This is a genomic window from Nocardiopsis sp. CNT312 (genome assembly GCF_000515115.1).
Classification (GTDB): domain Bacteria; phylum Actinomycetota; class Actinomycetes; order Streptosporangiales; family Streptosporangiaceae; genus Nocardiopsis.
The window spans coordinates 36,059-60,822 of sequence record NZ_AZXF01000013.1 but is presented as its reverse complement, the minus strand read 5'-3'; the positions used below and the strand labels follow the sequence as shown (position 1 = coordinate 60,822).

Genomic DNA, 24,764 nt, shown 5'->3' with positions numbered 1-24,764 from the left:
GTTGAGGGCACGCCTTCTCCCGTATCTCATTCGATGGGGGTTGTGTGACGCTTAGAGAACTTCGCCACTTTTGCGAGCGTGCACATCCTGGCCCCCGTGTGTGACGGGGCAGCGGAGAGCACATGAAGGCGAGGCGACACGCGGCCGTGTTCGGCGGATGGGACGGACGGAGGACACGGCCGGTCTCGTGCGATCCTCCGAAAGCGGCGGGCTCCCCGCCGCCTCAGCGGCCGCGGGGCGCTACGGCCGTCCTCCCCCGGGCGCGGCCCCCTCCTCGGCGGTGCCGCCGGTCTCCGGCGGGAGCGGCCGGGCCGGCTCGGACCAGGTGCGGTGCGCGGCCACGTCCACCAGTGCGCGCTCGGGGTAGCACAGGGCCGTGAGCCGTCCGCCGAACACGCAGCCGGTGTCCAGGCAGAGGGTGCCGTTGAGCCACCGGGCCCTCTCGCCCGGCACGTGCCCGTAGACGACCGCCGCTCCGCCCCGGTAGTCGCGCGCCCACGGCAGGCGCACCGGCAGGCCGTACTCGTCGGTCTCACCGTTCGTGTCGCCGTACAGGGCGAAGGAGCGCACCCGGCCGGAGTCGCGGCCGTGGTACCCCTCCTTGAGCCCGGCGTGCGCGACGACCAGCCTCCCGCCGTCCAGGACGAGATGGTGGGCCAGCCCGTCGCAGAACTCCAGCACGCGCGCCCGGAACGCGGCGTCCTCCCGGCCGAGCTGCTCCACGGTCTCAGCCAGTCCGTGGGTGAGGCGGGCCCCCGATCCCCTGAGCACCCGGACGAGCTTGTTCTCGTGGTTGCCCTGCACGCACAGGGCGTCGCCGTCGCCGACCATCCCCATGACCAGGCGCAGCACGCCGGGGCTGTCCGGGCCGCGGTCCACCAGGTCGCCGACGAACACGGCGGTGCGGCCCTCCGGGTGGCGGGCCCCGACCGGGTGCCCCCCGCCGTCGCGCACGACCGCGTAGCCGAGAGCTCCGAGCAGCTCCTCCAGCTCGGCACGGCAGCCGTGCACGTCGCCGATGACGTCGAAGGGCCCCGCCAGCTCAGTGCGCTCCACCGGCGACCGCACCGGTTCGACGGTGGCCGCGTCGATCTCCCCCGGCCCGCGCAGCACGTGCACCGTGCGGAACCTCTCACGGGGCAGTTGTTCAAGGGCCGTGCGCAGATCCGCGTACTGCTGGCGGATCACGTTCTCGGCCACGACCCGTCCCGGTCGGCTCCGGTTGCGCTCGTGGGCCAGCGGCTCGGGCACGTCCAGCACGATGGCCGTGGACGGCACGTCGTACTCCTTGGCCAGGCGCACGAGCCGCTGGCGCGCGCCGCGCTGGACACTGGTCGCGTCCACGACGGTCAGCAGCCCCCGGCGCAGCCGGATACCGACGAGCGTGTACATCAGTTCGAAGGCGTCGGCGCTGGCGCCCTGGTCGCTCTCGTCGTCGCTGACCAGCGCCCGGCAGCGGTCGGAGCCGACCACCTGGGTGGGCAGGAAGTGGCGTGCCGCGAACGTCGACTTGCCCGAACCGGACACCCCGATCAGCACGACGAGCCCCGTGCGGGGCACCTCGATCACCCGGGAGGCGGCGGCCCCGGCACCCTCGGGCTTAGGCACGGCCGCCTCCCGGGACGACACCGAGCCGGGACATGGCATCGGCGGCCCCCGCCCGCGCACGACCGAAGAACGACCACGGCAGGTCGCAGTAGTAGCGGCCGGCCGCGCCCAGGTGCCAGGCGGCGGCCTCGGTGGCCTCGACCCGGTAGAAGGCCCACCCGAACAGGTGGTGCGCCTGGACGTCGCGCTCGTGCTCGACCCCAGCCCTCGCCCACGCCCGCGCGGCGTCGAACAGCTCGCGCACGGACTCCCCGGTCAAGCGGCCCAGGCCCAGGCCCGCGATGTAGCCGGACCCGCCCTCGGCGACGATCCGGGCGCGCTCGGCCCGCAGGTACTCGGCGTGGGCCAGCGCCAGCACCGACGGCAGGGGGCTGCCCTCGGGCGCGGTGTCGGCGGCGGCGCCCGCGACGGCGAACATCTCCTCGGCCGACCCGCCCCGGGCCGGGGAGAGCGTCCGTACCCGGGTCATGTGCGCGGGCAGCAGGTGGGGCGCCCGCGCGACCACCTCGCCCCAGATGCGGTCCTTCTCCCCGCGGTCGGCACCCAGCCCCATGGCCACCGTCTGGAGGGCCGCCCAGGGCGCCGGGTCGTCGGGGCGCAGCCGCGCGGCGGCCTCCAGCGGGAGACGGGCCTCGGTGAGCGCCGCGTCCAGCGCCTTGCGGTCGGCGCGGCCCGCGGCGGCGCCGACCGGTCCGGAGAGGGCGGCGGCAAGCAGGGCGTACCCCAGCCAGAGCAGGGCGTCGGCCCGGTCCGCGGAGCCTTCGGCCAGAGCGGCGACCCCGTCCAGCCGGCCGACGGCGGCCCGGCCGAGCGCCTCCGCCCGGTGGACACGCACCTCGGGGTCGTCGCGCTCCTCCGCGAGCAGGGTGAGCCCGGCGGCGACGCCGCCCTCGCGTACCGCCGCGCAGCCGGAGCGCAGGACGGGGTCGGTACCGAAGGCGGCCGGTACCAGCGCCGCCTCGGTGCTCCGGGCGTCCCGCTCCGGGTTCCGTGCAAAGGGCCACATGGCTGTCGATCCTAGGCGGTGGCCGTGGCTGGCGCGCGGGAGGGCCGCCGTCCCGTGCGCGGCGGCCCCGCCAGCGGCTCCGTCATCCTTCGGGGGACGCACCGCGCACGGTCGGCTCCGCGTCCGCCGGGCCTCCCCTCGCACCGGTGGCCGCGGCGGTCCGCCGACCGAACAGCTGCAAGCCAAGGAGCGCCGCCCCCAGCACCGATCCGGCCAGGACGAACCAGTGGGAGGCCACCGGCGTCGTCAGCACACCCCGGGTGATCCCGCTCCACTCCGGAGCGACCAGGACCAGAACCGCGGCCAGCGCGAGCCCGGCCCGTTCCAGGAGCGCCACGGGCCGCAAGAAGTGCCCTTCGATCGCCACCGCGGCCGCCGCGAGCGCCACACATCCGCTGAGGACCGCGATCACCAGGTCGAGCGGGGGGCCGTCGATGGCCATGAGAGCCGAGTAGGCCATCAGAAGGGGGATGAGGTAGAGCCCCTTGGCGAACTTCCACGACGCCACACCGGAACGCATCGGGCTCGCGTTGGCGATCCCCGCCCCGGCGAACGCCGCCAGCGCCACCGGGGGCGTCACGTTGGAGTCCTGGCTCAGCCAGTAGATGATCATGTGTGCCACGATCACCGTCAGTCCCAATTCTCCCAGAGCGGGAGCGGCGAGAACCGAGATGACCACGTAGGAGGCCGTCACCGGCAGGCCGAACCCCATGATGAGGGACGCCAGCGCCACCATCACCAAGGTCATGACCAGGTTCCCCGAGAACACCGTCAGCAGCACGTGGGAGAGCGTCAGGCCCAGCCCGGTGAGACCGACCATGCCGACGATGACGCCCGCGACGGCACATGCCACCGACACCGGAAGCGTGTTGCGCGCGGCCAGGACGAAGACGTCGAGGAAGTCCTTCGGCGACAGTCGGCTGCCCGCCCGTACCATCGCCACGACCAGCAGCACGCCGCAGGTGTACAGGCCGGCCCTCGCCGGGGTGACGTAGTTGAGCAGCAGCACGATGAGCAGCAGGAGCGGAAGCAGGAAGTGCCAGCCGGCCGCCAGGACCCGCCGTATCCGCGGCAGGTCCTGGTTCCGGGCCGCGGGGATGCCGTGCTTGCGCGCCAGGATGTCCACGAACAGGAACATCACACCGAAGTACATCAGTGCCGGGAGCACGGCAACCTTGACGATGTCGGCGTAGGCGATACCGGTGCGCTCGGCCATGATGAAGGCGCCCGCACCCATGATCGGCGGCAGCACCTGTCCGCCCGTGGACGCCGCGGCCTCCACCCCGGCCGCCTCCGCCCTGCGGTAGCCGACCTTGCGCATCAGCGGGATCGTGAACGGCCCGGAGGTGACGACGTTGGCGATGGCGCTCCCGGAGACCGATCCCAGCATGGCGCTGGCCAGGACGGCCCCCTTGGCGGGGCCGCCGACCATGCGTCCGGTGAGCACGTAGGCCAGGCCGACGAAGAAGTTGCCGCCGCCGGTCTTGCTGAGCAGAGCGCCGAACAGGATGAACACGAACACGAAGGTCACGACGACGCCGAGGGTCAGGCCGTAGACGCCGTCACCGAGGTAGCTGTGTGTCGCGATGCGCTGGATGGTCGCTCCGGAGTGCCCGAACTCGCCGGGGATCAACGGTCCGATCCATGCGTAGTAGACGAACCCGAGGACCAGCACGGCCATGATCAGACCGACCGCCCGGCGGGTCGCCTCCAGCAGCGTGACGATCAGCACCAGTCCCAGGATCCAGTCCGTGGTGGTGTAGGCGCCCGCGCGGCTCGCCAGCTCCTGCTGGAAGTGGATCGGGTACACGCTGACGACGCACGCGGCCGCAACGAGCACCAGGTCGAGCGCGCCGCCGGCGGCGCGCAGGACCGTGCGTGCCGAGGCGTCGCGCCGTTCCCGGCTTCCCCCGCCTGGGACGAGCGCCCGCACCAGGGCCAGGGCCGAGAGACGGGAGGCCGTGTCCAGCTTGAACGGACTCATGGTGAGGAAGACCAGCACCATGACGAACAGGAGGTGGATGATCCGCTGGTGGTGCCCGTCCAGGCCCGAGGCGAACAGGACGATGTAGAGCTGGAAACAGGTCAGTCCTATGGAGAGGGCCAGGACGAGCAGGCCCGCGGCGGTCCCCGCAGGCCCGGCACCCCACCGCTGACGGGCGATCCGCGACCACTCGGCCTCGCTCCCGGCCCGGCCGTCCACGTCGGGGAGGAGATCCGGGGCGGCCCCGCTCCGGCCCCGCGCGCCGATGCCTCCCCGGCGCCGCCCGCTCCCCGCGTCGGCCCTTCCGGTGTCGCCCCGTGCCTGCGTGGGGGTATCAGCCATGGTCTTTCCTCAGGTTCTCTCGAAGGGTCCGTTCGGGGTGCGGGCGGCTGTCGGCACCGGATGGGCACTCCGGCCGGGGGTCCTGGCCGAACAGCAGCCGGAGCGTGGACACCCGTACGGGGCGGATGACCACCCTGTGGGAGGTAAGGCACGGGGAGAGCCGTACCTCGGCCCCGGGCGTGCGCAGACGATGGTCGACCGCGGCCGATCCCGGGCGGAGCACCACCTCGCCACCGACGTCGCGATCCATCGCCTCGACCACCCACCAGCGGCCTTCGGCGTACCCGTGCCCCTCGCCGGGGATCTGTCCCATCCCCGCGCCGTACTGCACGCTCCGGGTGGACTCGGCGACCAAGCGGCCCTCGCGCACGGCCAGGTTCTCCTCGATCGGCAGCCCGTCGATGGAGTGGACGTAGCTGATCGTGAACACCTCGCCCTCGGCGAGGGGGAGGGTGCCGAGCGGTTCACCGTCATCGGTCAGCCCCAGGGCCGGCCATACGGGCCACAGGAGGAGGGCCGCCGCCGCGGTGAGGACGAAGAGACCTCCCCAGAGGGCCGCGGCCGACGGGCGCGGGACACCGCCGGCGCCCGTCGGCCGCCGGCCGGCCGTCTCGTTCCGGGCGGCCATCGATCCGGTGGCCTAGCTCTGCGCGAGGAGGTCCTCGGGCAGTTCGACGCCCTGCTCCTCGTAGAATCGGGCGGCGCCGGGGTGTACGGGCACCGGGCTGTTCAGGATGCTCTCCGGCACCATGTACTCCTCACCGGGAGCGTACGCCGCGACGAAGTCGTCGATGTTGTCGAACATCGCCGAGGTGATGTCGTAGGCCTGCTGCTCGTTGAAGTCACCGCCGACCACCATGAGGTTCCACACCGCGATGGTCTGGACGTCCCCCTCGATACCCGGGTAGGTCCCGCCGGGGATGGTGTGCTCGGTGTAGCTGTTGGTCGCCGCGGTGATGACGGAGACCTCCTCGTCGCACATCGGGATGAGGTGGACGTCCTCGGTCGTGGCGAGTTCGGACAGCCCCGCGTGCCCCTCGCCGACCACCCACGAACCGGCGTCGAGCTGGTCGTTGCGCAGGGCCGAGTCCGTGTCGGCGTACCCGAGCTGCTGGATCTCGATGTCAGAGGTGGAGATCTCCAGGGCCGAGAACACGTTGGTGGTGGTGGCTTCGTTACCGCTGCCCACCGCACCCACCGAGTAACGGGTGTCGACGATGTCGCTGAAGCACTCCAGCCCCAGCTCCACGGCGTTCTCCTCCAGGGAGACGGCGTGGAAGACGTTGGGGTAGAGCACGGCCAGTGCGTAGGACTGGACCGCCCGGCCCTCGAAGTCGTTCCTCCCCTCGAAGGCCTCCGACACCGCGTCGCCCTGGGCGATGGCGATGTCGGCCTCACCCGAGCCGAGCAGCCGCAGGTTCTCCACCGAGGCGCCGGTGGTCTCCGCGGAACCGGACTGTCCTTCGACCCCGTCCGTGATGGTGTTGGCGAGGACGCCTCCCACCTGGAAGTACACACCGGTGGTCCCACCGGTGACGATGCTGAGCTGTTCACGGACAGCGCCCGCTCCCAGGCCCGACTCCTCCTCGGTCGACTGCTCTGCGGGTTGGGCGCAGCCGGCGAGCATGAGCGCCCCGGCGGGCAGGGCTACCAGAATCCGTGTCGCACGTCGCATGGTCGAATCCTCTCGGATCTCTCAGCGGTCAGGGGGGGTGGAGAAAGGCCTTCGTTGGTCCGCGTGAGACGTCCCGAAACCCCAGGACCGCGCCCTGTGTGGCCCATCCCACAGGGAACCTAACGGGATCCGCACTCCCCGCACGCGCTCCGACCGTCTCTTTTGAGCCTCCGCTGAGGTCCAGCGCGCTTTGGTATCGTCCGCCCATGGCACGGGCGCGGTATCGGAGTCGGTCTTGGACAGCACTTCGGATGGCGGCATCGGTACTCGTCGTCCTCGCTGTCGCCGGTTCGCAGCCCCCGTACGAGGAGCCTCTCCGGCTCCGCGTCGGCACCGGAGGCCCCGGAGGCGTCTACCACGAGTACGGCTCGGGTCTCGCCGACGCCGCCGCGTCCTCCCGCGCGGCCACCGAGATCGTGCCCGTGGAGACCGCGGCGAGCGTAGACAACAACCGGCTGATCGCGGCCGGTTCCGTGGACGCCGCCTTCACGCTCGCCGACGTCGCGGCGCTGGCCGTGTCCGGCGACCCCCCGTTCGACGAGCCCCTGCCCATCTCGGCTCTGGCCCGCCTCTACGACAACCACACCCACTTGGTGGTCCGCTCCGACTCGCCCTACGACGAACTCGCGGACCTCTCGGGAGCGACGGTGTCCCTGGGCGCCGAGGGCTCCGGCACCGAGCTCACGGCCCAGAGGCTCCTGGACCTCGCGGAACTGCGGGTGGCTCCGCGGGGCGAGGAGCGCGGTGGTGTGTCGGCGGAGTCCGGGGGCCCACGGGTGCAAGCGGTCCACCTTCACGTGAGCGAGTCCGCGCAGGCCCTCGCGGAAGGGCGCGTGGACGCGTTCTTCTGGTCCGGGGGGCTGCCCACACGGGCGGTGGCCGACCTCGCCGCACGAACTCCGATCCGTCTGATCGACCTCTCCGACCACGTCCCAGCGATGGCGGAGAGGCACGGTGAGTACTTCTCCGATATGCCGGTCCCCGCCGACACCTACGAGGGCGTCCCGGCCGTGCGCACCATCGGCGTGCCCAGTCTGCTGGTGGTCGGGGACGGGATGCCCGCAGAGACCGCCAGGGAACTGACCCGTCTGCTGTTCGAGTCCCGTGCCGATCTGGTCGACGTACACCCCGTCGCGCTCTCCCTGCACCCGCGTTCGGCCATAGCCACCCTGCCGGTCCCCCTGCACCCCGGGGCGGTCGAGTACTACCGTTCCGTCAAGAACGCCTATGGGCCGCCGGCGGCCTGACCACGGCCCCGGCACGAGGGTCGGGGAAGGCCCGCAGCGGCAGCCGCACCCGGGCATCGACCCCGTGGGGCCTCCGGGGCCGGAGGGTGAGCCGGGCCCCCTGGAGTTCCAACAGGGTGACCACGACGGACAGGCCCAGGCCGCTGCCGCCCCCGCCCCGGTGGCCGTCCCGCCAGAACGGCCGGACCGCGGCGGCCAGCTGCTCCTCCGGCAGTCCGGGCCCGTCGTCGAGGACATGCACGTCCACGTGGCCGCCCCCTTCGGCGGACCGGACGGGGGCGGCGACACCCACCACGATCCGCGCCCCCGCTCCGCCGAACTTCAGAGCGTTGTCGATCAGCGCGTCCAGCGCCTGGTCCAGCGTGCCCTCCACACACCGGACACGGACGCCGGGCACCACCTCCGCCACCAGTTCGGCGCCGATCCGCTCCGCGATGGGGGACCAGGCCGCCACCCGCTCCTCGGCGACCGCGGACACGTCCTCGCGCACCGTCGAATGCTCCGCATCCTCGGCCCTGGCCAGGGTGAGCAGGCTGTCACAGACCCGCGCCAGCCTGTCCACCTCGTCCAGCGCCAGCCGGTGCCCCTGGCGCCCCTGCGCGGTCAGGTGCGGTGACAGCGCGTCCACGCGCAGCCTCAACGCGGCCAGGGGGTTGCGGACCTGGTGCCCGGCATAGGCCACGAACATACGCTGGTTCTCGAGCATGGAAGCGATCGTGTCGGCCATGTGGTTGAAGGACTCCCCGAGCCGACGGAGTTCGAACGGTCCGGCCACCGTCCGCACCCGTGCGTCGAGGCTTCCGCCGCTCACCGCGCGAGTCGCCTCCTCCAGGTCGATGATCGGTCTCAGCACCCATCTGGTGAGGGGACCCGCGGCGGCGATGCCGACGACCATGACCGCGGCGGCCACGGCACAGGCCACACCCCACTGAACGAGGATCGACCGCCTCAGCGCACCGGTGGGAGAGACGGTGACGACCGCTCCGACGACCTCGCCCGCGCCCCCGACGGGTTCGGCGACGACGAGCGCTCCGCCGTCCCACGGCCAGATCACCGTGTCGGCGCCCGCACGGCTGCCCGCCAAGGCCGTGCGCACGGCGGCGGGGACCTCCTCGGTCCCCAGGCCCAGTTCGGTGGGTCCGACGCCCTCACGGGAGGACACGACGACGGCGCCCTCCCGGTCCACGACGACAGCGGTGATCCCGTACAGACGGTCGTAGGCGACCAGTTCGCCGCGGAGGCTCCCCGCCTCCCCGGTCACCACCGCCGACTCGGCGATTCTGGCGAACCTGGTCGTGTCGTTGATGCGGTCGAGCAGCATGGCCGAGGTCCCCCGCTCGGCAAGGCTCACACACAGCGGCAGGGCCAGCCCCAGGCACCCGGCGACCAGGAGGGTCACATACACGATGACGACGCGTCGGCGCACGTACCCGCTCCCCAGGCCTGCCCGGTCAGGAGTCCGCTGAGCGCGCCGCGGCGCGCTCGGGGACGACGAGGCGGTAACCGATGCCCCGAACGGTCTCGATGATCCCCGGAACGCCCAGCTTGGAGCGCAGCGTGCCCACGTGGACCTCCAGGGTGCGGCGCGTGCCCGGCCACGCCGTGTGCCAGACCCGCAACAGCAACTGCTCACGGGAGACGACCGCTCCTTCCTCCCTGATGAGCACGGTGAGCAGGTCGAACTCCTTCCGGGTGAGCTCGATGCGGGCACCCGCGCACGTGACGGAACGGTTCCCGGGATCGACGGTCACGGGCCCGGCGGACAGGACCGGGTCCTCCCGGCGGCTTGTGCGCCGCAGGACCGCCTCCATACGCGCACACAGCTCCTCGATGGCCAGCGGTTTGACGACGTAGTCGTCGGCCCCCGCGCGCAGGCCGCGTACACGGTCGTACCGCCCTCCGCGGGCCGTGACCATGATGAGGGCGGTGTCGCCGACGTCGTGCCGTTCCCTCAGGCGTCGGCAGAGCTCGATACCGTCCATGTCCGGCAGGCCGAGGTCGAGCAGTACGAGGTCCACCGGCGGAGAGGCCAGGGCTGTGGCCGCGGTACGTGCCTGTACGACCGTGTACCCGTGTCCCTCCAAGGCGCCGGTGAGCGCATCGGCGAGCCGGACGTCGTCCTCGACGAGGAGCACCGTGATCATGGGGGGATCCTTCACAGTGAGTGCGGGCCGGAGAGCCTGACACCGCACTTTAGTGGCACATGTCACAGATCACCAGATCCCCTTCCGTCCCACCTCCGGTCCGGGGCGCGGTGCGCCGCCTCAGGGGTGGTCGGCCCCGGGGCGGCTGATGGCCGCCTCCGGCACGATCTCCGGGGCGCCGTGCTGGATGGCGTCGGCCTCGTGGTCGGTGTCCTGCTCCTGTGCGGCGCGCTCGGCCTCGATACCCTTGCGGTAGTACTCGACCTCCCGTGCGACCTGCTCGGCGCTCCACCCGAGGGGTTCGGCGAGGAGTTCGGCGGCCTCCCCGGCCGCACCGATCCCCCGGTCCCAGGTCTCGAAGGAGATCCGGGTGCGCCGGGACAGCGCGTCCTCCAGGTGCCGGGCGCCCTCGGCGCGGGCCGCGTAGACGATCTCGGCGCGCAGGTAGTCGTCGGCTGCGGCGAGCGGGCGCCCGAGGTCGGGGCGCTCGCGCACCATCGCCAGCAGGTCGTGGATCGAGGCGCCGTAGCGGCGCAGCAGGTGTGTCACGCGCGAGACGTGCAGCCCCGATTCACGGGCGAGCACGTGCCGCTGGTTCTGGAGCGCCGCGTAGCCCTGGGCGCCCACCAGCGGCAGCCGGTCGGTCACCGAGTCCGGAACGCCGCCACCGAGCCCGTGCGCGACGGCATCCACGGCGTCCTTGGCCATCACGCGGTAGGTGGTGTACTTGCCGCCCGCGATGAGCACCAGTCCGGGCACCGGGTGGGCCACGGTGTGCTCCCGGGACAGCTTGGAGGTCTGCTCGTCCTCACCCGACAGCAGCGGACGCAGCCCCGCGTAGACGCCTTCGACGTCGTCCCTGGTCAGCGGGGTGCGCAGCACCTGGTTGACGTGGTCGAGGACGTAGTCGATATCGGTGCGGCTCGCGGCCGGGTTCTCCTTGTCCAGGTCCCAGTCGGTGTCGGTGGTGCCGATGATCCAGTGCCGTCCCCACGGGATGACGAACAGCACGCTCTTCTCCGTGCGCAGGATCATCCCCGAGGAGGCCTGGATGCGGTCGCGCGGGACGACGAGGTGTACCCCCTTGGAGGAGCGCACGTGGATCTGGCCGCGCCCGCCCACCATCTCCTGGATGTCATCGGTCCACACCCCGGCGGCGTTGACGACCTGGCGGGCGCGGACGGCGACCTCCTCGCCCGCCTCCAGGTCCCGGGCGCGGGCGCCGACCACGTGCTCGCCCTCGCGCAGGAAGCCGACCGCCTGCACCCGCGAGGCGATCCGGGCTCCGAGCCCGGCGGCGGTGCGCAGAACCGTGGTGACGTAGCGGGCGTCGTCGACCTGGGCGTCCCAGTACTGGACGGCGCCGGTGAGGGCGTCGCGCCGCAGCGCGGGGAAGACTCGCAACGCCCCGGCCCTGGTCAGGTGCCGGTGCGCGGGCAGGCCGCGGTTGTTGCGCGAGGTCAGTGCGAGGGTGTCGTAGAGGGTGACGCCCGCACCGATGTAGAACCGCTCCCAGTGCTGGGAGAACGGGAAGAGGAACGGCACCGGGCGGACCAGGTGCGGGGCGATCGTACTGAGCAGGAGACCGCGTTCGGTGAGCGCCTCGCGGACGAGCTCGATGTCGAACTGTTCGAGGTAGCGCAGCCCCCCGTGGATGAGCTTGCTGGAACGGCTAGAGGTTCCGGAGGCGAAGTCACGCGCCTCGATCAGGCCGGTGGACAGCCCGCGCGAGACGGCGTCCAGCGCGATGCCCGCTCCCACGATGCCGCCACCGACCACGAGGACGTCGAGTTCCTCTCCGGCCATCGACGTGAGCGCTTCGGAGCGCTCCCCCGGTCCCAGCCACGTCGTCGCCATCGGTCGCCTCTCCTCCTCGGTGGTGCTCCCCTCCACGCATACCCGCCCGGGGGCCCCGCCCACCCTGACCGGCGGGACGCCCCTCCCGGGACGCCCCGGCTCTCAGCGGTGCGGGTTGACCACGACCTCGACCCGCTGGAACTCCTTCAGGTCGCTGTACCCGGCGGTGGCCATGGTGCGGCGCAGCGCGCCCATGAGGTTCATGGAGCCGTCGCTGGTGGAGGCCGGTCCGTGCAGGATCGAGGCCAGGTCGCCGATCGTACCGACGGCCACGCGCTCACCGCGCGGCAGTTCGCCGTGGTGGGCTTCGCTGCCCCAGTGGTAGCCGCGGCCGGGCGCCTCCGTGGCGCGGGCCAGCGGGGAGCCGACCATGACCGCGTCGGAGCCGCAGGCCAGGGCCTTGGCGATGTCGCCGCTGGTGGTCATGCCGCCGTCGGCGATGACGTGCACGTACCGGCCACCGGACTCGTCGAGGTAGTCGCGGCGGGCGGCGGCCACGTCGCCGATGGCGCTGGCCATGGGAACGGCCACGCCCAGCACCGAGCGGGTGGTGTGCCCGGATCCGCCGCCGAACCCGACCAAGACCCCGGCGGCACCGGTGCGCATCAGGTGCAGGGCCGCGGTGTAGGTGGCACAGCCGCCGACCACGACGGGCACGTCGAGGTCGTAGATGAACTGCTTGAGGTTGAGCGGCTCGGCGCGGCCGGACACGTGCTCGGCGGAGACCGTGGTCCCGCGGATGACGAAGATGTCCACGCCCGCGTCGACGACCGCCTTGTGGTACTGGGCGGTACGCTGCGGCGACAGGCGGGCGGCGGTGACCAGGCCGGAGTCGCGGATCTCCTCGATGCGGCGGCCGATCAGCTCCTCCCGGATCGGCGCGGCGTAGATCTCCTGGAGGCGCTTGGTGGCCGCGACGTCGTCAAGCCCGCGGATCTCCTCAAGGAGCGGGGCGGGGTCCTCGTATCGGGTCCACAGGCCCTCCAGGTCGAGGACGCCCAGGCCGCCCTGGCTGCCGACGGCCATGACCGTCTCGGGGGAGGCGACGCTGTCCATGGGGCTCACGACGAGCGGCGTCTCGAACCGGTAGGCGTCGATCTGCCAGGCCAGGGACACCTCCTCAGGGTCCCGGGTCCGCCGGGCGGGCACGATCCCGATCTCATCGAGCTCATAGGCGCGGCGCGCGTTCTTCCCCAGCCCGATCTCCACCTGAGCCAACGCTTGATCCCCCTCGTGACGTGGGCCGGGCCGCGGCCCGGCACCCTGACTGCCGCGGCGAGTCTATCGGTCCCCGCCGTGCCCCTCATGCGCCTGTTTCGCTCTGCTCCCGGACATCTGCTCCGGTCGGCCACACGACCCCCTCAGTCACGCTATGTTTTCTCTTGGTCACCCAAGGTCCCGTCCTTGGGTTAGCGAAAGGGAACTCCATGCAAGGTAGGCGCATTCCGACCCGTGCGGCGTCGCTCATCGGCGCCGCGCTCATGTTCCAGGCGGTCCTCGGCGGGGCCGTGGCCCACGCGGCGGCCCCCGCCGAGGACACCGACGCCAGGACGCCATCACGCGCCCAGAGCAACGTGTACCGGTTCGTCAACGCCAACAGCGGCCTGTGCGCGGGGGTCGGCGGATCGAGCCTGGAGGAAGGTGCCGGGGTCATCCAGTGGGAATGCCTGGAGATCGATGACCAGGCGTGGCACCTCAACCACGTGAACAACGGGTTCTACCACCTGGAGAACATCAACAGCGGGCAGTGCCTGACCGTCGCCACCCCCGCCGGAGACGGGTCCCGCGTGGTGCAGATGCCGTGCGGGAAGCACCGCCACCAGGGCTGGCGCCTGGACAAGCAGGGCGGGATGGACCTCCGCTTCGTGAACTACGAGCCCAAGATGACCCTCGCGGTGGCCGACTCCTCCACCCGCCTCGGCGCGCCGCTCATCCTGTCCGAGACGGACGCCCGGGTGAGTGAGGTGTGGACCCTCAAGCCCGTCGAGTAGGAAGGCCGCGGTCCACAGACCCCCGCGTCAGAGGTCCATGGTAAGGCTGACACCCTCGTCCCCGCACCCCAGGCCGCCCCAGCCGAGCAGGCGGCCCTCGCCCGCGGGGACGAGGGGGCCGCAGTAGTCGACCCGGCTGCCCTGCCGCCAGTCGCCGGACCGCTCGGATGCGTGGTCCCAGAGGCTGACGGCCCCGGGCCGGGCGGCGACCAGTCCGAGCCCCTCCACGGCGTGCATGTCCCCTGACAGGAGGCCTCTGGTGACCAGCCGGACGGGTGGCAGGAAGTGGGGCGAGACCGCCGTCTCCACCGGCTGGGCCCGCCCGTGGCCGTCGATCCGGTACAGACGCGTGGTGGTGCCGACGCGCAACGTGAGCAGGGCGGTGCCCTCGGACGTGGTCGCCAGCCCCGCGCTAACGGTCCCGCCCTCGTTCTCCTGCGCCTCAGGGACCGGACGGACGGCGGCGCGATCGTGTTCACCGGGCTCGAAGGCGAGGGTGACGAGTTCCCGGCCCAGGGGGCCGGCGGCGGCCACCGCCACCACACCGTCGCCGCGGGCGGCCACGTCGTACACGGTGTACGCCTGCTGTTCCCCCATGGGCTGAGAGACCTCGACGGTGTGCCAGGCGTCCTCGGCCAGGGAGTACACCAGGAAGTCCGCGCCCCGGCCTCCGCCGAAGACGACGTGGTCGCCGACGACCGCCGCGCGCGCCAGGTCCCGCGCCTCGGGGGCGTCGGCGATCGGCTCCCAGGTGTCGCTCTCCGGGTCGTAGAGGGCGCCGTCCCGGGCCGTCATGGCGTCGGTCTCGTCGTAGGTGGCGGTGAACCCGCCCCACACCAGCATCCGGTCCCCCGCCATCACCGCGGTGTGGCGGGTCCGCGGCTCCAGACCGGACTCGGCCAGCATCCGCCAGGTACCGGTGTCGGGGTCGTAGGCCGCGCCGTCGGCAAAAGAGTTGTGCTGGCCCCGGCCAGGGCCGTCCCCGCCCCAGACCAGGAGTTCCTCGCCGGACCAGAGGAGGCTGTGCTCTCCGCGCGGGTCCAGCGGAGCCGACGGGAGCCCCTCCTCCACGATCTCGACGCCCCACGGGTCGGCCTGGGCGGGGCCGCAGGAGGAGATCAGGGGGAGGAGGGCCAGTGCTGGGACCACCGCACCGGGCAGGCGTCGCATGCGATCACGCTTCCGGGTCACCAGGCGCCGGGCGGCGCCCGTCGAAAGACGCAGTCTAGACCGGCGTACGCCCCGGGGACGGCACCGGGCCCCGGCAGCCCGGGGCTCCCAACGTTCCGCCGTCCGCCAGTAGGTCCGCGCGCTCCTGCTCCGTCATGGCGGCCAGGGCCCGTCCCGCCCGGTCCTGGGTGAGGGATTCGGCCAGACGCGCCCTGCGGGCGGGCACGCGCGACGGGTGCCCGGTGCCGTCGGACGGACCGTGCTCGTCGGAGACCATGGAGCCGATCAGCGGGCGTTGTAGTTGGGGGCCTCGACCGTCATCGTGATGTCGTGCGGGTGGCTCTCGCGCAGTCCGGCGTTGGTGATACGCATGAGCTGGCCGCGTTCGCGCAGCTCGGGCACGGTACGGGTGCCCGCGTACCACATGGACTGGTGCAGACCGCCGACCAACTGGTGGGCCACCGCGTGCAGCGGCCCCCGGTAGGGCACCTGGCCCTCGATGCCCTCGGGGATGAGCTTGTCCTCGGTGGCGACCTCGGCCTGGGCGTAGCGGTCCTTGGAGAAGGAGCGTCCGCGCATCGCGCCCAGGGAGCCCATGCCCCGGTAGGCCTTGAACTGCTTGCCGTTGATGAAGATCAGCTCGCCCGGGCTCTCCTCGACCCCGGCCAGGAGGCTGCCGAGCATGACGGTGCTGGCCCCGGCCGCGATCGCCTTGGCGATCTCGCCAGAGTACTGGAGCCCGCCGTCGGCGATGAGCGGGACACCGGCCGGCAGGCACGCCTGGGCTGCCTCCAGGATCGCCGTGACCTGGGGAGCGCCCACACCGGCGACGACGCGGGTGGTGCAGATGGAGCCGGGCCCGACCCCCACCTTGACGGCGTCGGCCCCCGCGTCCACGAGCATCTGGGCCCCGGCTCGGGTGGCGACGTTGCCCGCCACGATGTCGGCGCGGGAGTTGGCCTTGAGCTTGGCGACCATGTCCGCCATCCCGGAGGAGTGGCCGTGCGCGGTGTCCACCACGATGAAGTCCACGCCCGCCTCCACGAGCGCCTTGGCCCGTTCCTCGGCCTCGGCACCGACCCCGACCGCGGCGCCCACCACGAGGCGGCCGTCCGCGTCCTTGGTGGCGTGGGGGTACTGCTCGCTCTTGGTGAAATCCTTGACGGTGATCAGGCCGCGCAGGCGGTTGTGGTCGTCGACGATCGGGAGCTTCTCGACCTTGTGCGCGCGCAGCAGCTCAAAGGCCCGGTCCCGGGAGACGCCGACGGGGGCGGTGACCAGGTTCTCCGTGGTCATCACCTCGCGGGCCGGGCGGGAGCGGTCGTCCTCGAAGCACATGTCGCGGTTGGTGACGATGCCCACCAGCGCGCCGTCGGAGTCGGTGACCGGGACACCGGAGATGCGGTAGTGGGCGCACAGGCGCTCGATCTCGGCGAGGGTGTCGTCGGGGCGGCAGGTGACCGGCGCGGCGACCATGCCCGACTCCGAGCGCTTGACCAGGTCGACCTGGTCGGCCTGGTCCTCGACGGAGAGGTTGCGGTGCAGCACGCCCGCGCCGCCCTGGCGGGCCATGGCCACGGCCATCCGCGCCTCGGTGACGGTGTCCATCGCGGCCGACAACAGCGGGATGGTGAGTTCGATGTTGCGGGTCAGTCGGGTGGAGGTGTCCACATCACCGGGCTGGAGGGCGGAGTAGGCCGGGACCAGGAGGACGTCGTCGTAGGTGAGCCCCGGTGGCAGGAGTTTGTCTCCGTAGCCGCTGTACTCGTGACCCATGACACAACCTCCGCTTGTCCCGGCACACCTGCGCGGATTCGCCCCCGCGTGTCACCTCATCCTAGGCCGTGGCCCGGTGCGCCTCAGGAGAAAAGCCGAGCCTGACACGTCACCGCGCACGGAAAGTGAGCGGAATCACCGTTTGACGCCGGGGCTCAGCTCCCCGTGCGGTAGGCACACAGGCCCCGCCCGCGAGCAGAGGGGCGTCGGGGGCACACCGGGCGCGACCGCGCCCTGCGCGCGGTCTCACGGGAGGAGGCTGTTCGCCAGGGCCACCTGCCGAAGCCGAGCAATAGCCCGGTGCTGGGCAACCCGTACCGCTCCCGCCGACATTCCAAGAACATGTCCCGTCTCATCCGCTGTCAATCCGGCGATCACTCTCATCACCAGCAACTGCCGCTGTCTCTCCGGGAGCTCCTCCAGCAGCTCCCGAGCCCGCTGCGCCTCGATCACGCGGACCGCCGCCTCCTCTGGGCCGGGCCCGTCGTCGGGGGTCTCCGGCACGGCGTCCGCAGGGACGAGTTCCACCCGGCCGGCCCCCCTGAGGGTGTCGGCGACCTTGTGCGCGGCGATGCCGAACACCAGGGCCGCGAAGGGCCGCCCCCGGTCCTCGTAGCGGGGGATGGCCGAGATGAGAGCGATGCACACTTCCTGCGCGACGTCGTCGGAGTGGTGGGCCAGCCCCGAGACCCGGGCGAGCCGGGCTCGGCAGTAGCGCACCACCATGGGACGCACCTCGCGCAGGAACGAGTCCATGGCGCCGTCGTCCCCCTGGACCGCGAGCAACCCCAGGCGGTTCAGGCCGTTGTCGCACGTCGGGGCGTCCGCACCCCCGTGCGCCCCTGTCCGCTGCGCGGTAGCGCCCCCCCGGGCGCCTGCATCCGTCACGTAACGAATGATGCCCCCATCCGGGGACCTGACCACTCCAATCGACAACTACGGAATGGTTACGTTTAAGAAAAAACGCTCGAAAACACTACAAAAATCTGCGTTGCTTTTGGGAATACCGTGGTATCGAGCGGGGCGGGACGCCACCGCGCCCCGCCCCCGAAGACCGTCCGCCCCGCTAGTGGGCGTGCCCGTGGTCCTCGTCCTCGTCCGCCTCGGGCTTGTCCGCCACCAGAACCTCGGTGGTCAGCAGCATGCCCGCAATGGACGCGGCGTTCTCCACGGCGGACCGGGTGACCTTGACCGGGTCGATGATGCCCTGGGCGGTCAGGTCACCGTAGGTGTCACTAGCGGCGTTGTAGCCGTGGCCGACCTCCATCTCCGAGACGCGGTGCGTGACCACGTAGCCCTCGGCGCCCGCGTTCTCCGCGATCCACCGGGCGGGCTCGACCAGCGCACGGCGGACGATCGCCACACCGGTGGCCTCGTCGCCGCTCAGGCCCAGGTCGCCCAGGGCCGTGGAGGCGTGCACCAGGGAGGCGCCGCCGCCGGCGACGATGCCCTCCTCGATGGCCGCGCGGGTCGCCGAGATGGCGTCTTCCAGGCGGTGCTTCTTCTCCTTGAGCTCGACCTCGGTGGCCGCGCCCACGCGCAGGACCGAGACCCCGCCCGCCAGCTTGGCCAGGCGCTCCTGGAGCTTCTCGCGGTCCCAGTCCGAGTCGCTGGCCTCGATCTCCTTGCGGATCTGGGCGATGCGGTCGTCGACCTCGCCCTGCGCGCCCACTCCGTCAACGATCGTGGTGTCGTCCTTGGTGACGGTGATACGGCGGGCACTGCCCAGAACGTCGAGGTCGGCGTTCTCCAGGGTCAGGCCGACCTCCTCGGCGATGACCTGGCCGCCGGTGAGGACCGCGATGTCCTGGAGCATGGCCTTGCGGCGCTCGCCGAAGCCGGGCGCCTTGACCGCGGCGACGTTGAGCATGCCGCGCATCTTGTTCAGCACCAGGGCACCCAGGGCGTCGCCCTCGATGTCCTCGGCGATGATCAGCAGCGGCTTCTTGTCCTGCGCGATCTTCTCCAGGAGCGGCAGCAGCTCGTTGAGGCTGCTGATCTTGCCCTGGTTGATGAGGATGTGCGCGTCCTCCAGCACCGCCTCCTGGCGGTCGCCGTCGGTGACGAAGTAGGGCGAGACGTAGCCCTTGTCGAACTGCAGGCCCTCGGTGAAGTCGAGGTCCAGACCGAAGGTCGGGGCCTCCTCCACGGTGATGACGCCGTCCTTGCCCACCTTGTCGAACGCCTCGGCGATGAGGTCGCCGATCGCGGCGTCCTGGGCGGAGTTGGTGGCGACGTAGGCGATGTCCGCGCGCTCCTCGACGGGACGGGCCCGCTCGACCAGAGTCTTGGACACCTCCTGGGCGGCGGCGTCGATGCCCTTCTTCAGCGACATCGGGGACGCGCCCGCGGCCACGCTGCGCAGGCCCTCGCGGACCAGCGCCTGCGCGAGGACGGTCGCGGTGGTGGTGCCGTCGCCGGCGGCGTCGTTGGTCTTGGTGGCGACCTCCTTGACGAGCTGGGCGCCCAGGTTCTCGTAGGGCTCGGACAGCTCGACCTCACGCGCGACGGTCACGCCGTCGTTCGTGATGGTGGGGGCACCGAACTTCTTGTCGATGACGACGTTGCGGCCCCGCGGGCCGAGCGTCACCTTGACGGCGTCGGCGAGACGGTCCACACCCCGCTCAAGGGCGCGGCGGGCCTCATCCTCGAACTCCAGGATCTTCGGCATGGCTTGGGTTCTTCCTCCTGACGGTGGTCACACACAAGGGCATCCCGCCCCGCCCGGCGTGGCGCCGACCGGTGCGGGATGCGAATGGCTCCTGGCCCTGCTGAGAGGACCTCGTCGAGACCTACTTCTCGACGACCGCCAGGATGTCGCGGGCGGAGAGGACCAGGTACTCCTCACCGTCGTACTTGACCTCGGTGCCCCCGTACTTGCTGTAGAGCACGACGTCGCCGACGTTCACGTCGAGGGCGACGCGCTTGCCGTTGTCGTCGAGGCGGCCGGGGCCCACGGCCAGGATCTCGCCCTCCTGGGGCTTCTCCTTGGCGGTGTCCGGGATGACCAGACCGGAGGCGGTGGTCTGCTCGGCCTCCAGGGTCTTGACCACGACGCGGTCCTCAAGCGGCTTCAGCACGGTCTTGGTGGCGGTCGACACTGTAGTGACCTCCCCCTTCAAGGTTCTCGGTGTCCTGTACTGCGGCCCGTACGGCGGTACGGGCCAACTGTGTAAAAGGGGCGACCGCGGCGGCCTGTCGTCGCGGGTGCCAGACCGGCCTCGTCGCGGTTAGCACTCTACCCCCGAGAGTGCCAGAATGGAAATGTGGCGGGAAGCGCGGGCCCAAAACCGTGCCGTGCCCGCCGCCCGAACGCCCCCGGCGGCCCGAGCGGCCGCGGCCACCGTCCCACCCCTGGAGGTCCCGTGCGTGTGCCCGCCTTCTCCGCGCTGCTCACCGACGCGGGCCGGGAGGTGTTGGAGCGCGTGGACCCGAAGGAGGCCGCGGCCGACCGGTTGGGGACCGCCTCAGCGCTGCGCGCGGACCCCCGGGTGGCCGCCCTCGACCCGCATCTACCCGTTCCCGAACTGGTCAATGCGCTCCTCACCCAGGTCGATCTGCGCGAACGCGGCCGCGCCAAGTTCGGTGACCGGGCCCGGGAGATGTACTTCACCCCCGACGGCCTGGAGCAGTCCACCCGGCGGACCGTCGCCGAGTACCGGGCGGCGCGGACCGCCGCCACCGCGGACCCGGCCGGTGGCGCGGCGGGCGACCTGTGCTGCGGGATCGGCGCGGACCTGCTGGCCCTGGCCGAACACGGGGTCCCGGTCGAGGGCGTGGACGCCGACCCGCTGACGGTGGCGGTGGCCCGCGCCAACATCGCGGCCCTGGGCCTGGAAGGCCTCGCCCGGGTACGCGAGGGGAAGGCGGAGGCGGTCGCCCCGGACGCCTACCCCCTGCTGTTCTGCGACCCGGCCCGCAGGAGCGGGCGGGGTCGGGTGTTCGACCCGGCCGCCTACTCCCCGCCTTGGGACACGGCCACCCGCCTGGCGGAGGGCTCGGAGGCGGCCTGTCTGAAGGCGGCGCCCGGCATCCCGCACGAGGCGCTCCCCGCCGGTGCCGACGCCGAGTGGGTCTCCGTGGACGGGGAGCTGAAGGAGACGGCGCTGTGGTTCGGCGCGCTCGCCGAAGGGGTCCGGCGGCGCGCGACCGTCCTGCGCGAGCCGAAGGCGTCGCCCCCCTCCGAGCGGGGCGCGGTGCACCTGGACGAGGAGCCGGGGCTGGGGCCGGCTCCCGTGGCACCGCCCCTGCGGTACCTGTACGACCCCGACCCCGCGGTGGTGCGCTCACACCTGGTGGCCGAGGCCGCGGCCCGGGTGGAGGGCGCCCTGCTGGACGAACGGATCGCCTACTTCACCTCCGACCAAGCGGTGACCTCACCGCTGTGGCGGGTCCTGGAGGTCACCGACACCCTGCCGTTCTCACTGAAGCGGCTGAGGTCCGCGCTCCGGGGGCGCGGCGCGGGCAGCGTGACGATCAAGAAGCGCGGGTCGGCCGTGGACACCGAGCGGCTGCGCCGGAGCCTGAAGCCGTCCGGCTCCGAACCGGTGACGGTCGTGCTCACCCGGATCGGGCAGCGGCCGTTCTGCCTGCTCTGCCGGGAGGTCGACGGCGGCCGAGAAGCGTGAAGGGGGCCGCCTCCACACAACGTTCACATCCCCCAGACCAGATCGTTACCTCCGCGGCCGGCATCTTCCGCTGTCCTCTGGGGACATGGGTGTGCGTGTCGTTAAACTGGCCCCCGCTGAACGCTTCCGTCTCACGGTTCCATCCGGAAGGCGCCCGATCACCCGACCAGCACGTGGTTCGACGCCTCAGGGCACCACGCTCCACTCGTCTACACTGAGCCACGCTTTCGTCGCACACGGGAGTTTTCGATCGCGGAGCACCCGCCCCCCGAGGGACCATCGAGAACCCGACCGCCCGGCCCCTGACGTCCCTCCCGGGCCGTGACGGGAGCACCGGAACCAATAAGGAGCAGCCTCGGTGGAACAGACCAACCACAACTTCCTCAACGGGGGAGGCCAGAGCGGAATCTCCGACCGCATGCGTGACCTGCTCTCCCAGGCCGCCCAGGAGCACGTCTCCGAGCAGAAGAGCCAGGGCGCGGTGAGCGAGGAGATGCGCCAGCGCCTCGAAGGCATGGAGTGGCTGCTCCGGGAGCTGCGCGAACGCGAACTCACCGCCCTGGGCGAGGCGGTCGGCGCGGTCAACGGCCGGATCGACGACTTCCTGGCCCGGCCGCCGGAATGGGCCGAGGCCCTCGCCGAGCACATCGAGGTGCTCGGCCGCCAGGTCAAACCCCTGGCGGACATGCCCGCCCTGCGCTCGGACACCCAGCGCGTGGCCGGGAACCTGGACACCGCCCTCACCCGCCTCCAGCGCATGGCCGAGACCGGCGACCGCACCGCGGAGAAGGTGGACGGGCTCGGCGAGCGGCTCACCGCCCTGAGCGAGACCGTCCAGGAGCGCCTGGACGCGCTCGACGCCGCCGTGGCCTCGGTCGACGCCAGGACGGAGCAACTGGAGACCTCCCTGGCCGCGCTCGACACCGCGCTGGGCGAGCGCCACGAGGCACTGACCGCGGACCTGGCCGAGGGCCGCACGGAGATCGCCGCGGCCCTGGAGTCGGGCCGGACCGAACTGTCCGAGGCGGTCGCCTCCGGCCGCGAGGCGGTCACCACCGCCGTCGGCGAGGCCCGGGAGGCCCTGGCCGCCGCCGACACCGAACTGCGTGAGCGGATCACCACCACGGTGTCGGAGTCCGCCGCGGAACTGCACACCCTCGTCCAAGAGCAGGGCGAGGCGGTGCTGTCCCGGCTCCAGGAGAACACCGGGCGACTCGACGAGCGCACCTCGGACCTGGCGCGGGACCTGGAGGCGCTGTCGGAGTCCGCCAAGGAGCGGCACGAGGCCCTGGCCGCCAAGGTCGCCGAGAGCACCGGCTACCTGAGCACGCAGTCCGACGAGAACCACGCGGAGGCCGCGGCCGCCGTCGCGGACGTGACCGGTGCCGTCGCCAAGCTGCGCGAGTACCAGGAGTCCGCCCTCACCGAGCTGCGCGCACACCTGCGCCAGCGCCTGGCGGAACTGGACGAGCAGATCGAACTGGGCCGCAGCGAGAGCCGCGAGCAGAGCGAGACGGCCGTCGAGCGGCTGCGCGAGTCGTTCACCGAACGTGCGGACGCGCTGAGTGCCCGGGTCGAGCAGGACGCCGAGCGGGTCACCGCCGACCTGTCCGGGCTGCGGGCGTTCGTGGAGGAGTCCACGGCCAAGGCCTCCGCCGAGGCGGCCGAGCGGCACCATGGCCTGGCCGAGGAGCTGGGTGAGCGGAGCACGGAGCACCGCACCGCCCTCGACGAGCGGCTGGAGCGCCACCGCGAGGCCCTGACGGGCAAGGTGGACAACCACCTGTCGCAGATCACCGGCAAGGTCGACCACGAGCTGGGGCGGCTGACCGACCGCTTCGACACCTTCGAGGGCCACTTCGAGGGGAGTTTCGAGTCGGTCGAGGGCAAGCTGGACCGGGTCGACGGCCGGATCGACGGCCTCAACGGCCGCGTCAACGGGGTCGAGGGCCAGTTCGAGGGCGTGAGCGGGCACTTCGAGGGTGTCGACGGCCGGATGGAGGCCATCGACGACCGCCTGGAGGCGCTCAACCAGCGGCTCACCCAGCTTCCGCAGACCATGGAGGTCAAGGAGCTGCACCGGCGCCTCACCGAACTGGTGGAGCGGCCCCAGGTGGACCACAGCGGCAGGCTGGACGAGATCGACGCGCACGTCGTCTCCGCCGTGGAGCCGGTACTGCGCGAACTCCAGCAGCGCCCGGACCGCCACGAGTTCGAGGAGACCGTCACCGAGGCGGTGGAGAACTCCCACGACGACATGAGCAAGCGCCTGGCCTCCCTGGAGGAGACCATGCTGGCCCTGGCCGAGGCCCTGCTGCGGCCGGGCCGCGACGGCAAGAAGAAGCGCCGCCGCGACGACGAGGACGACGAGTAGGACCCGCGGGGGCATCGGACCCCCGTGCTGCGCGGGGGCGCCGGGCCTGGAGGCGGCTCGGCGCCCCCGGCGTTCACCCGGCCGTGTTGAGCGACCACACGGCGAGGTTGAGCACGAGGGCGAACGCGGTCCACGCCCAGTAGGGCAGCAGCAGCGCGCCCGCGAACCGGGAGATCCGGAAGAACAGCACGAGGGTCACCGTGAGCACCGTCAGCAGCGCGACGATGTCCACGAACGCCAGGCCCCGCTGCTCGGCGGCGAAGAACAGGGGCGTCCACACCGCGTTGAGCAGGAGCTGGACGGCGAACAGGGCCAGGGCCACGACGGCGCCCGGCGTTTGTCGGCGCAGCCACACCAGCCAGCCGGAGACGGCCATCAGCGCGTAGAGCACCGTCCACACCGGGCCGAACACCCACGACGGCGGTGCCCAGGACGGCAGGCTCAGCTCCGTGTACCGGTCGGCGGTGTCGGCCGCTCCCAGGGCCCCGATCAGTGCCGCCGCGGTCACCGCGAGCGCGAAGACCGCCAGCGCCGCGAGCGAGGCCGGTGTGAGGGGCCCCGCGGTGTCGTCGCTTCCTGAGGTACTCATACCCCTTCGTTTCCCACGTCGCACCGTTCCCACGCGCATCCCTCGGCCCGGGGCACCGTCCGGCCCCGGGACGGACGCGCCGACTCCGCGGAGGGGCAGGACGGGCCGCCCCCGAACACCATGTGAATTCCCCTCGAATACCTGGCGCCCCCGCCCGGGGAACGCAACGACCCATCATCGGACACGGAAACACGTTCGCTGCGGAATGGACCACACCATGAACCCTATGACCGATTAATCCAACAATTCCCCTTTGACACAATCGCCCTTCATGACACCGCTGATCAGCGCAAACGCAGAGTTTTCGAATGCTCCTGAAATTACTGAGCCGTAATCGCGCCATCCGCGCCGAGAATCCCCTAAGGTCTTTTCC

The 24,764-nt window shown here is 71.9% G+C and carries 19 protein-coding genes and 1 pseudogene; 4 read left to right on the top strand and 16 right to left on the bottom strand.

Annotated elements, in window-relative coordinates:
* Positions 1–282 precede the first annotated feature (282 nt).
* From B042_RS22000 to B042_RS0105005, 5 genes and pseudogenes are all read right to left on the bottom strand, one after another.
* A pseudogene (locus tag B042_RS22000) lies at positions 283–1,647 on the bottom strand (AAA family ATPase); the annotation flags it as partial.
* A complete protein-coding gene (locus B042_RS0105020) occupies positions 1,601–2,614 on the bottom strand; it encodes a hypothetical protein (protein ID WP_028647338.1) in 1,014 nt (337 codons plus the stop codon). The pseudogene B042_RS22000 and the gene B042_RS0105020, both read right to left, overlap by 47 nt.
* 82 nt (positions 2,615–2,696) lie before the next feature.
* Positions 2,697–4,940 carry a TRAP transporter fused permease subunit gene (locus B042_RS21995; RefSeq protein ID WP_081748598.1) on the bottom strand — a complete coding sequence of 748 codons (2,244 nt, stop codon included), beginning with the start codon at positions 4,938–4,940 and terminating at the stop codon, positions 2,697–2,699.
* On the bottom strand, positions 4,933–5,568 hold the full coding sequence (locus B042_RS21990) for a DUF1850 domain-containing protein (RefSeq protein ID WP_051415479.1): 636 nt from the start codon (positions 5,566–5,568) through the stop codon (positions 4,933–4,935). Before B042_RS21990 ends, B042_RS21995 begins: the two co-directional genes overlap by 8 nt.
* A 12-nt stretch (positions 5,569–5,580) precedes the next feature.
* Positions 5,581–6,615, bottom strand: coding sequence for a TAXI family TRAP transporter solute-binding subunit (locus B042_RS0105005; protein ID WP_028647337.1), 1,035 nt, complete (start codon positions 6,613–6,615; stop codon positions 5,581–5,583).
* A 251-nt stretch (positions 6,616–6,866) separates the two neighbouring features.
* On the opposite strand from B042_RS0105005, the gene B042_RS0105000 reads away from it, so the two are divergent.
* On the top strand, positions 6,867–7,862 hold the full coding sequence (locus B042_RS0105000) for a TAXI family TRAP transporter solute-binding subunit (RefSeq protein ID WP_081748597.1): 996 nt from the start codon (positions 6,867–6,869) through the stop codon (positions 7,860–7,862).
* Here the strand turns inward: B042_RS0105000 and B042_RS0104995 are convergent.
* The 4 genes from B042_RS0104995 to B042_RS0104980 form a co-directional block, all read right to left on the bottom strand.
* Positions 7,831–9,288 carry a HAMP domain-containing sensor histidine kinase gene (locus tag B042_RS0104995; RefSeq protein ID WP_028647335.1) on the bottom strand — a complete coding sequence of 486 codons (1,458 nt, stop codon included), beginning with the start codon at positions 9,286–9,288 and terminating at the stop codon, positions 7,831–7,833. The two genes, B042_RS0105000 and B042_RS0104995, sit on opposite strands and share 32 nt — an antisense overlap.
* Positions 9,289–9,313: 25 nt before the next feature.
* Positions 9,314–10,006: a response regulator transcription factor gene (locus B042_RS0104990; RefSeq protein ID WP_028647334.1), complete on the bottom strand. Its 693-nt coding sequence runs from the start codon at positions 10,004–10,006 to the stop codon at positions 9,314–9,316.
* 120 nt (positions 10,007–10,126) lie between these two features.
* Entirely contained in the window at positions 10,127–11,863 is a 1,737-nt protein-coding gene (locus B042_RS0104985; RefSeq protein ID WP_028647333.1) for a glycerol-3-phosphate dehydrogenase/oxidase, read from the bottom strand.
* A gap of 102 nt (positions 11,864–11,965) precedes the next feature.
* Positions 11,966–13,072: a GuaB3 family IMP dehydrogenase-related protein gene (locus B042_RS0104980; protein ID WP_028647332.1), complete on the bottom strand. Its 1,107-nt coding sequence runs from the start codon at positions 13,070–13,072 to the stop codon at positions 11,966–11,968.
* 218 nt (positions 13,073–13,290) lie between these two features.
* Between B042_RS0104980 and B042_RS24250 the strand changes: the two genes are divergently transcribed.
* Positions 13,291–13,854 carry an RICIN domain-containing protein gene (locus tag B042_RS24250; protein WP_051415478.1) on the top strand — a complete coding sequence of 188 codons (564 nt, stop codon included), beginning with the start codon at positions 13,291–13,293 and terminating at the stop codon, positions 13,852–13,854.
* A 27-nt stretch (positions 13,855–13,881) separates the two neighbouring features.
* Here B042_RS24250 and B042_RS0104970 read toward each other — a convergent pair whose 3' ends face one another.
* The 6 genes from B042_RS0104970 to groES all read right to left on the bottom strand — a co-directional run bounded on the left by B042_RS0104970 (position 13,882) and on the right by groES (position 19,901).
* Complete coding sequence (locus B042_RS0104970; RefSeq protein ID WP_028647331.1) at positions 13,882–15,024, bottom strand: kelch repeat-containing protein; 1,143 nt, start codon at positions 15,022–15,024, stop codon at positions 13,882–13,884.
* 55 nt (positions 15,025–15,079) lie between these two features.
* Positions 15,080–15,301: a hypothetical protein gene (locus B042_RS0104965; protein WP_028647330.1), complete on the bottom strand. Its 222-nt coding sequence runs from the start codon at positions 15,299–15,301 to the stop codon at positions 15,080–15,082.
* Positions 15,302–15,309: 8 nt separating this feature from the next.
* On the bottom strand, positions 15,310–16,800 hold the full coding sequence (gene guaB, locus B042_RS0104960) for an IMP dehydrogenase (protein ID WP_028647329.1): 1,491 nt from the start codon (positions 16,798–16,800) through the stop codon (positions 15,310–15,312).
* A gap of 246 nt (positions 16,801–17,046) precedes the next feature.
* Entirely contained in the window at positions 17,047–17,601 is a 555-nt protein-coding gene (locus tag B042_RS0104955; protein ID WP_028647328.1) for a sigma-70 family RNA polymerase sigma factor, read from the bottom strand.
* Positions 17,602–17,866: 265 nt separating this feature from the next.
* A complete protein-coding gene (gene groL / locus B042_RS0104950; RefSeq protein WP_028647327.1) occupies positions 17,867–19,471 on the bottom strand; it encodes a chaperonin GroEL in 1,605 nt (534 codons plus the stop codon).
* Positions 19,472–19,592: 121 nt separating this feature from the next.
* Positions 19,593–19,901, bottom strand: coding sequence for a co-chaperone GroES (gene groES, locus B042_RS0104945; protein ID WP_028647326.1), 309 nt, complete (start codon positions 19,899–19,901; stop codon positions 19,593–19,595).
* 264 nt (positions 19,902–20,165) lie between these two features.
* On the opposite strand from groES, the gene B042_RS0104940 reads away from it, so the two are divergent.
* Together B042_RS0104940 and B042_RS0104935 are read left to right on the top strand one after the other, a co-directional pair.
* On the top strand, positions 20,166–21,428 hold the full coding sequence (locus tag B042_RS0104940) for a class I SAM-dependent methyltransferase (protein WP_028647325.1): 1,263 nt from the start codon (positions 20,166–20,168) through the stop codon (positions 21,426–21,428).
* A 358-nt stretch (positions 21,429–21,786) separates the two neighbouring features.
* Positions 21,787–23,802, top strand: a complete 2,016-nt coding sequence (locus B042_RS0104935; protein ID WP_028647324.1) for a hypothetical protein — start codon at positions 21,787–21,789, stop codon at positions 23,800–23,802.
* Positions 23,803–23,875: 73 nt separating this feature from the next.
* Here the strand turns inward: B042_RS0104935 and B042_RS0104930 are convergent, their stop codons facing one another.
* Positions 23,876–24,391 (bottom strand): TspO/MBR family protein, encoded by a 516-nt coding sequence (locus tag B042_RS0104930; protein WP_028647323.1) that lies wholly within the window; start codon positions 24,389–24,391, stop codon positions 23,876–23,878.
* Between the last annotated feature and the right edge of the window lie 373 nt (positions 24,392–24,764).

Excerpts from the sequence above, each read along its gene's own strand:
- guaB (WP_028647329.1), bottom strand. The coding sequence starts at position 16,800 with ATGGGTCACGAGTACAGCGGCTACGGAGACAAACTCCTGCCACCGGGG.
- B042_RS21995 (WP_081748598.1), bottom strand. The coding sequence starts at position 4,940 with ATGGCTGATACCCCCACGCAGGCACGGGGCGACACCGGAAGGGCCGAC.
- B042_RS0104990 (WP_028647334.1), bottom strand. The coding sequence starts at position 10,006 with ATGATCACGGTGCTCCTCGTCGAGGACGACGTCCGGCTCGCCGATGCG.
- B042_RS0105000 (WP_081748597.1), top strand. The coding sequence starts at position 6,867 with ATGGCGGCATCGGTACTCGTCGTCCTCGCTGTCGCCGGTTCGCAGCCC.
- B042_RS0104965 (WP_028647330.1), bottom strand. The coding sequence starts at position 15,301 with ATGGTCTCCGACGAGCACGGTCCGTCCGACGGCACCGGGCACCCGTCG.
- groL (WP_028647327.1), bottom strand. The coding sequence starts at position 19,471 with ATGCCGAAGATCCTGGAGTTCGAGGATGAGGCCCGCCGCGCCCTTGAG.
- B042_RS0104970 (WP_028647331.1), bottom strand. The coding sequence starts at position 15,024 with ATGCGACGCCTGCCCGGTGCGGTGGTCCCAGCACTGGCCCTCCTCCCC.
- B042_RS21990 (WP_051415479.1), bottom strand. The coding sequence starts at position 5,568 with ATGGCCGCCCGGAACGAGACGGCCGGCCGGCGGCCGACGGGCGCCGGC.
- B042_RS24250 (WP_051415478.1), top strand. The coding sequence starts at position 13,291 with ATGCAAGGTAGGCGCATTCCGACCCGTGCGGCGTCGCTCATCGGCGCC.
- B042_RS0105005 (WP_028647337.1), bottom strand. The coding sequence starts at position 6,615 with ATGCGACGTGCGACACGGATTCTGGTAGCCCTGCCCGCCGGGGCGCTC.
- B042_RS0105020 (WP_028647338.1), bottom strand. The coding sequence starts at position 2,614 with ATGTGGCCCTTTGCACGGAACCCGGAGCGGGACGCCCGGAGCACCGAG.
- B042_RS0104985 (WP_028647333.1), bottom strand. The coding sequence starts at position 11,863 with ATGGCGACGACGTGGCTGGGACCGGGGGAGCGCTCCGAAGCGCTCACG.
- B042_RS0104930 (WP_028647323.1), bottom strand. The coding sequence starts at position 24,391 with ATGAGTACCTCAGGAAGCGACGACACCGCGGGGCCCCTCACACCGGCC.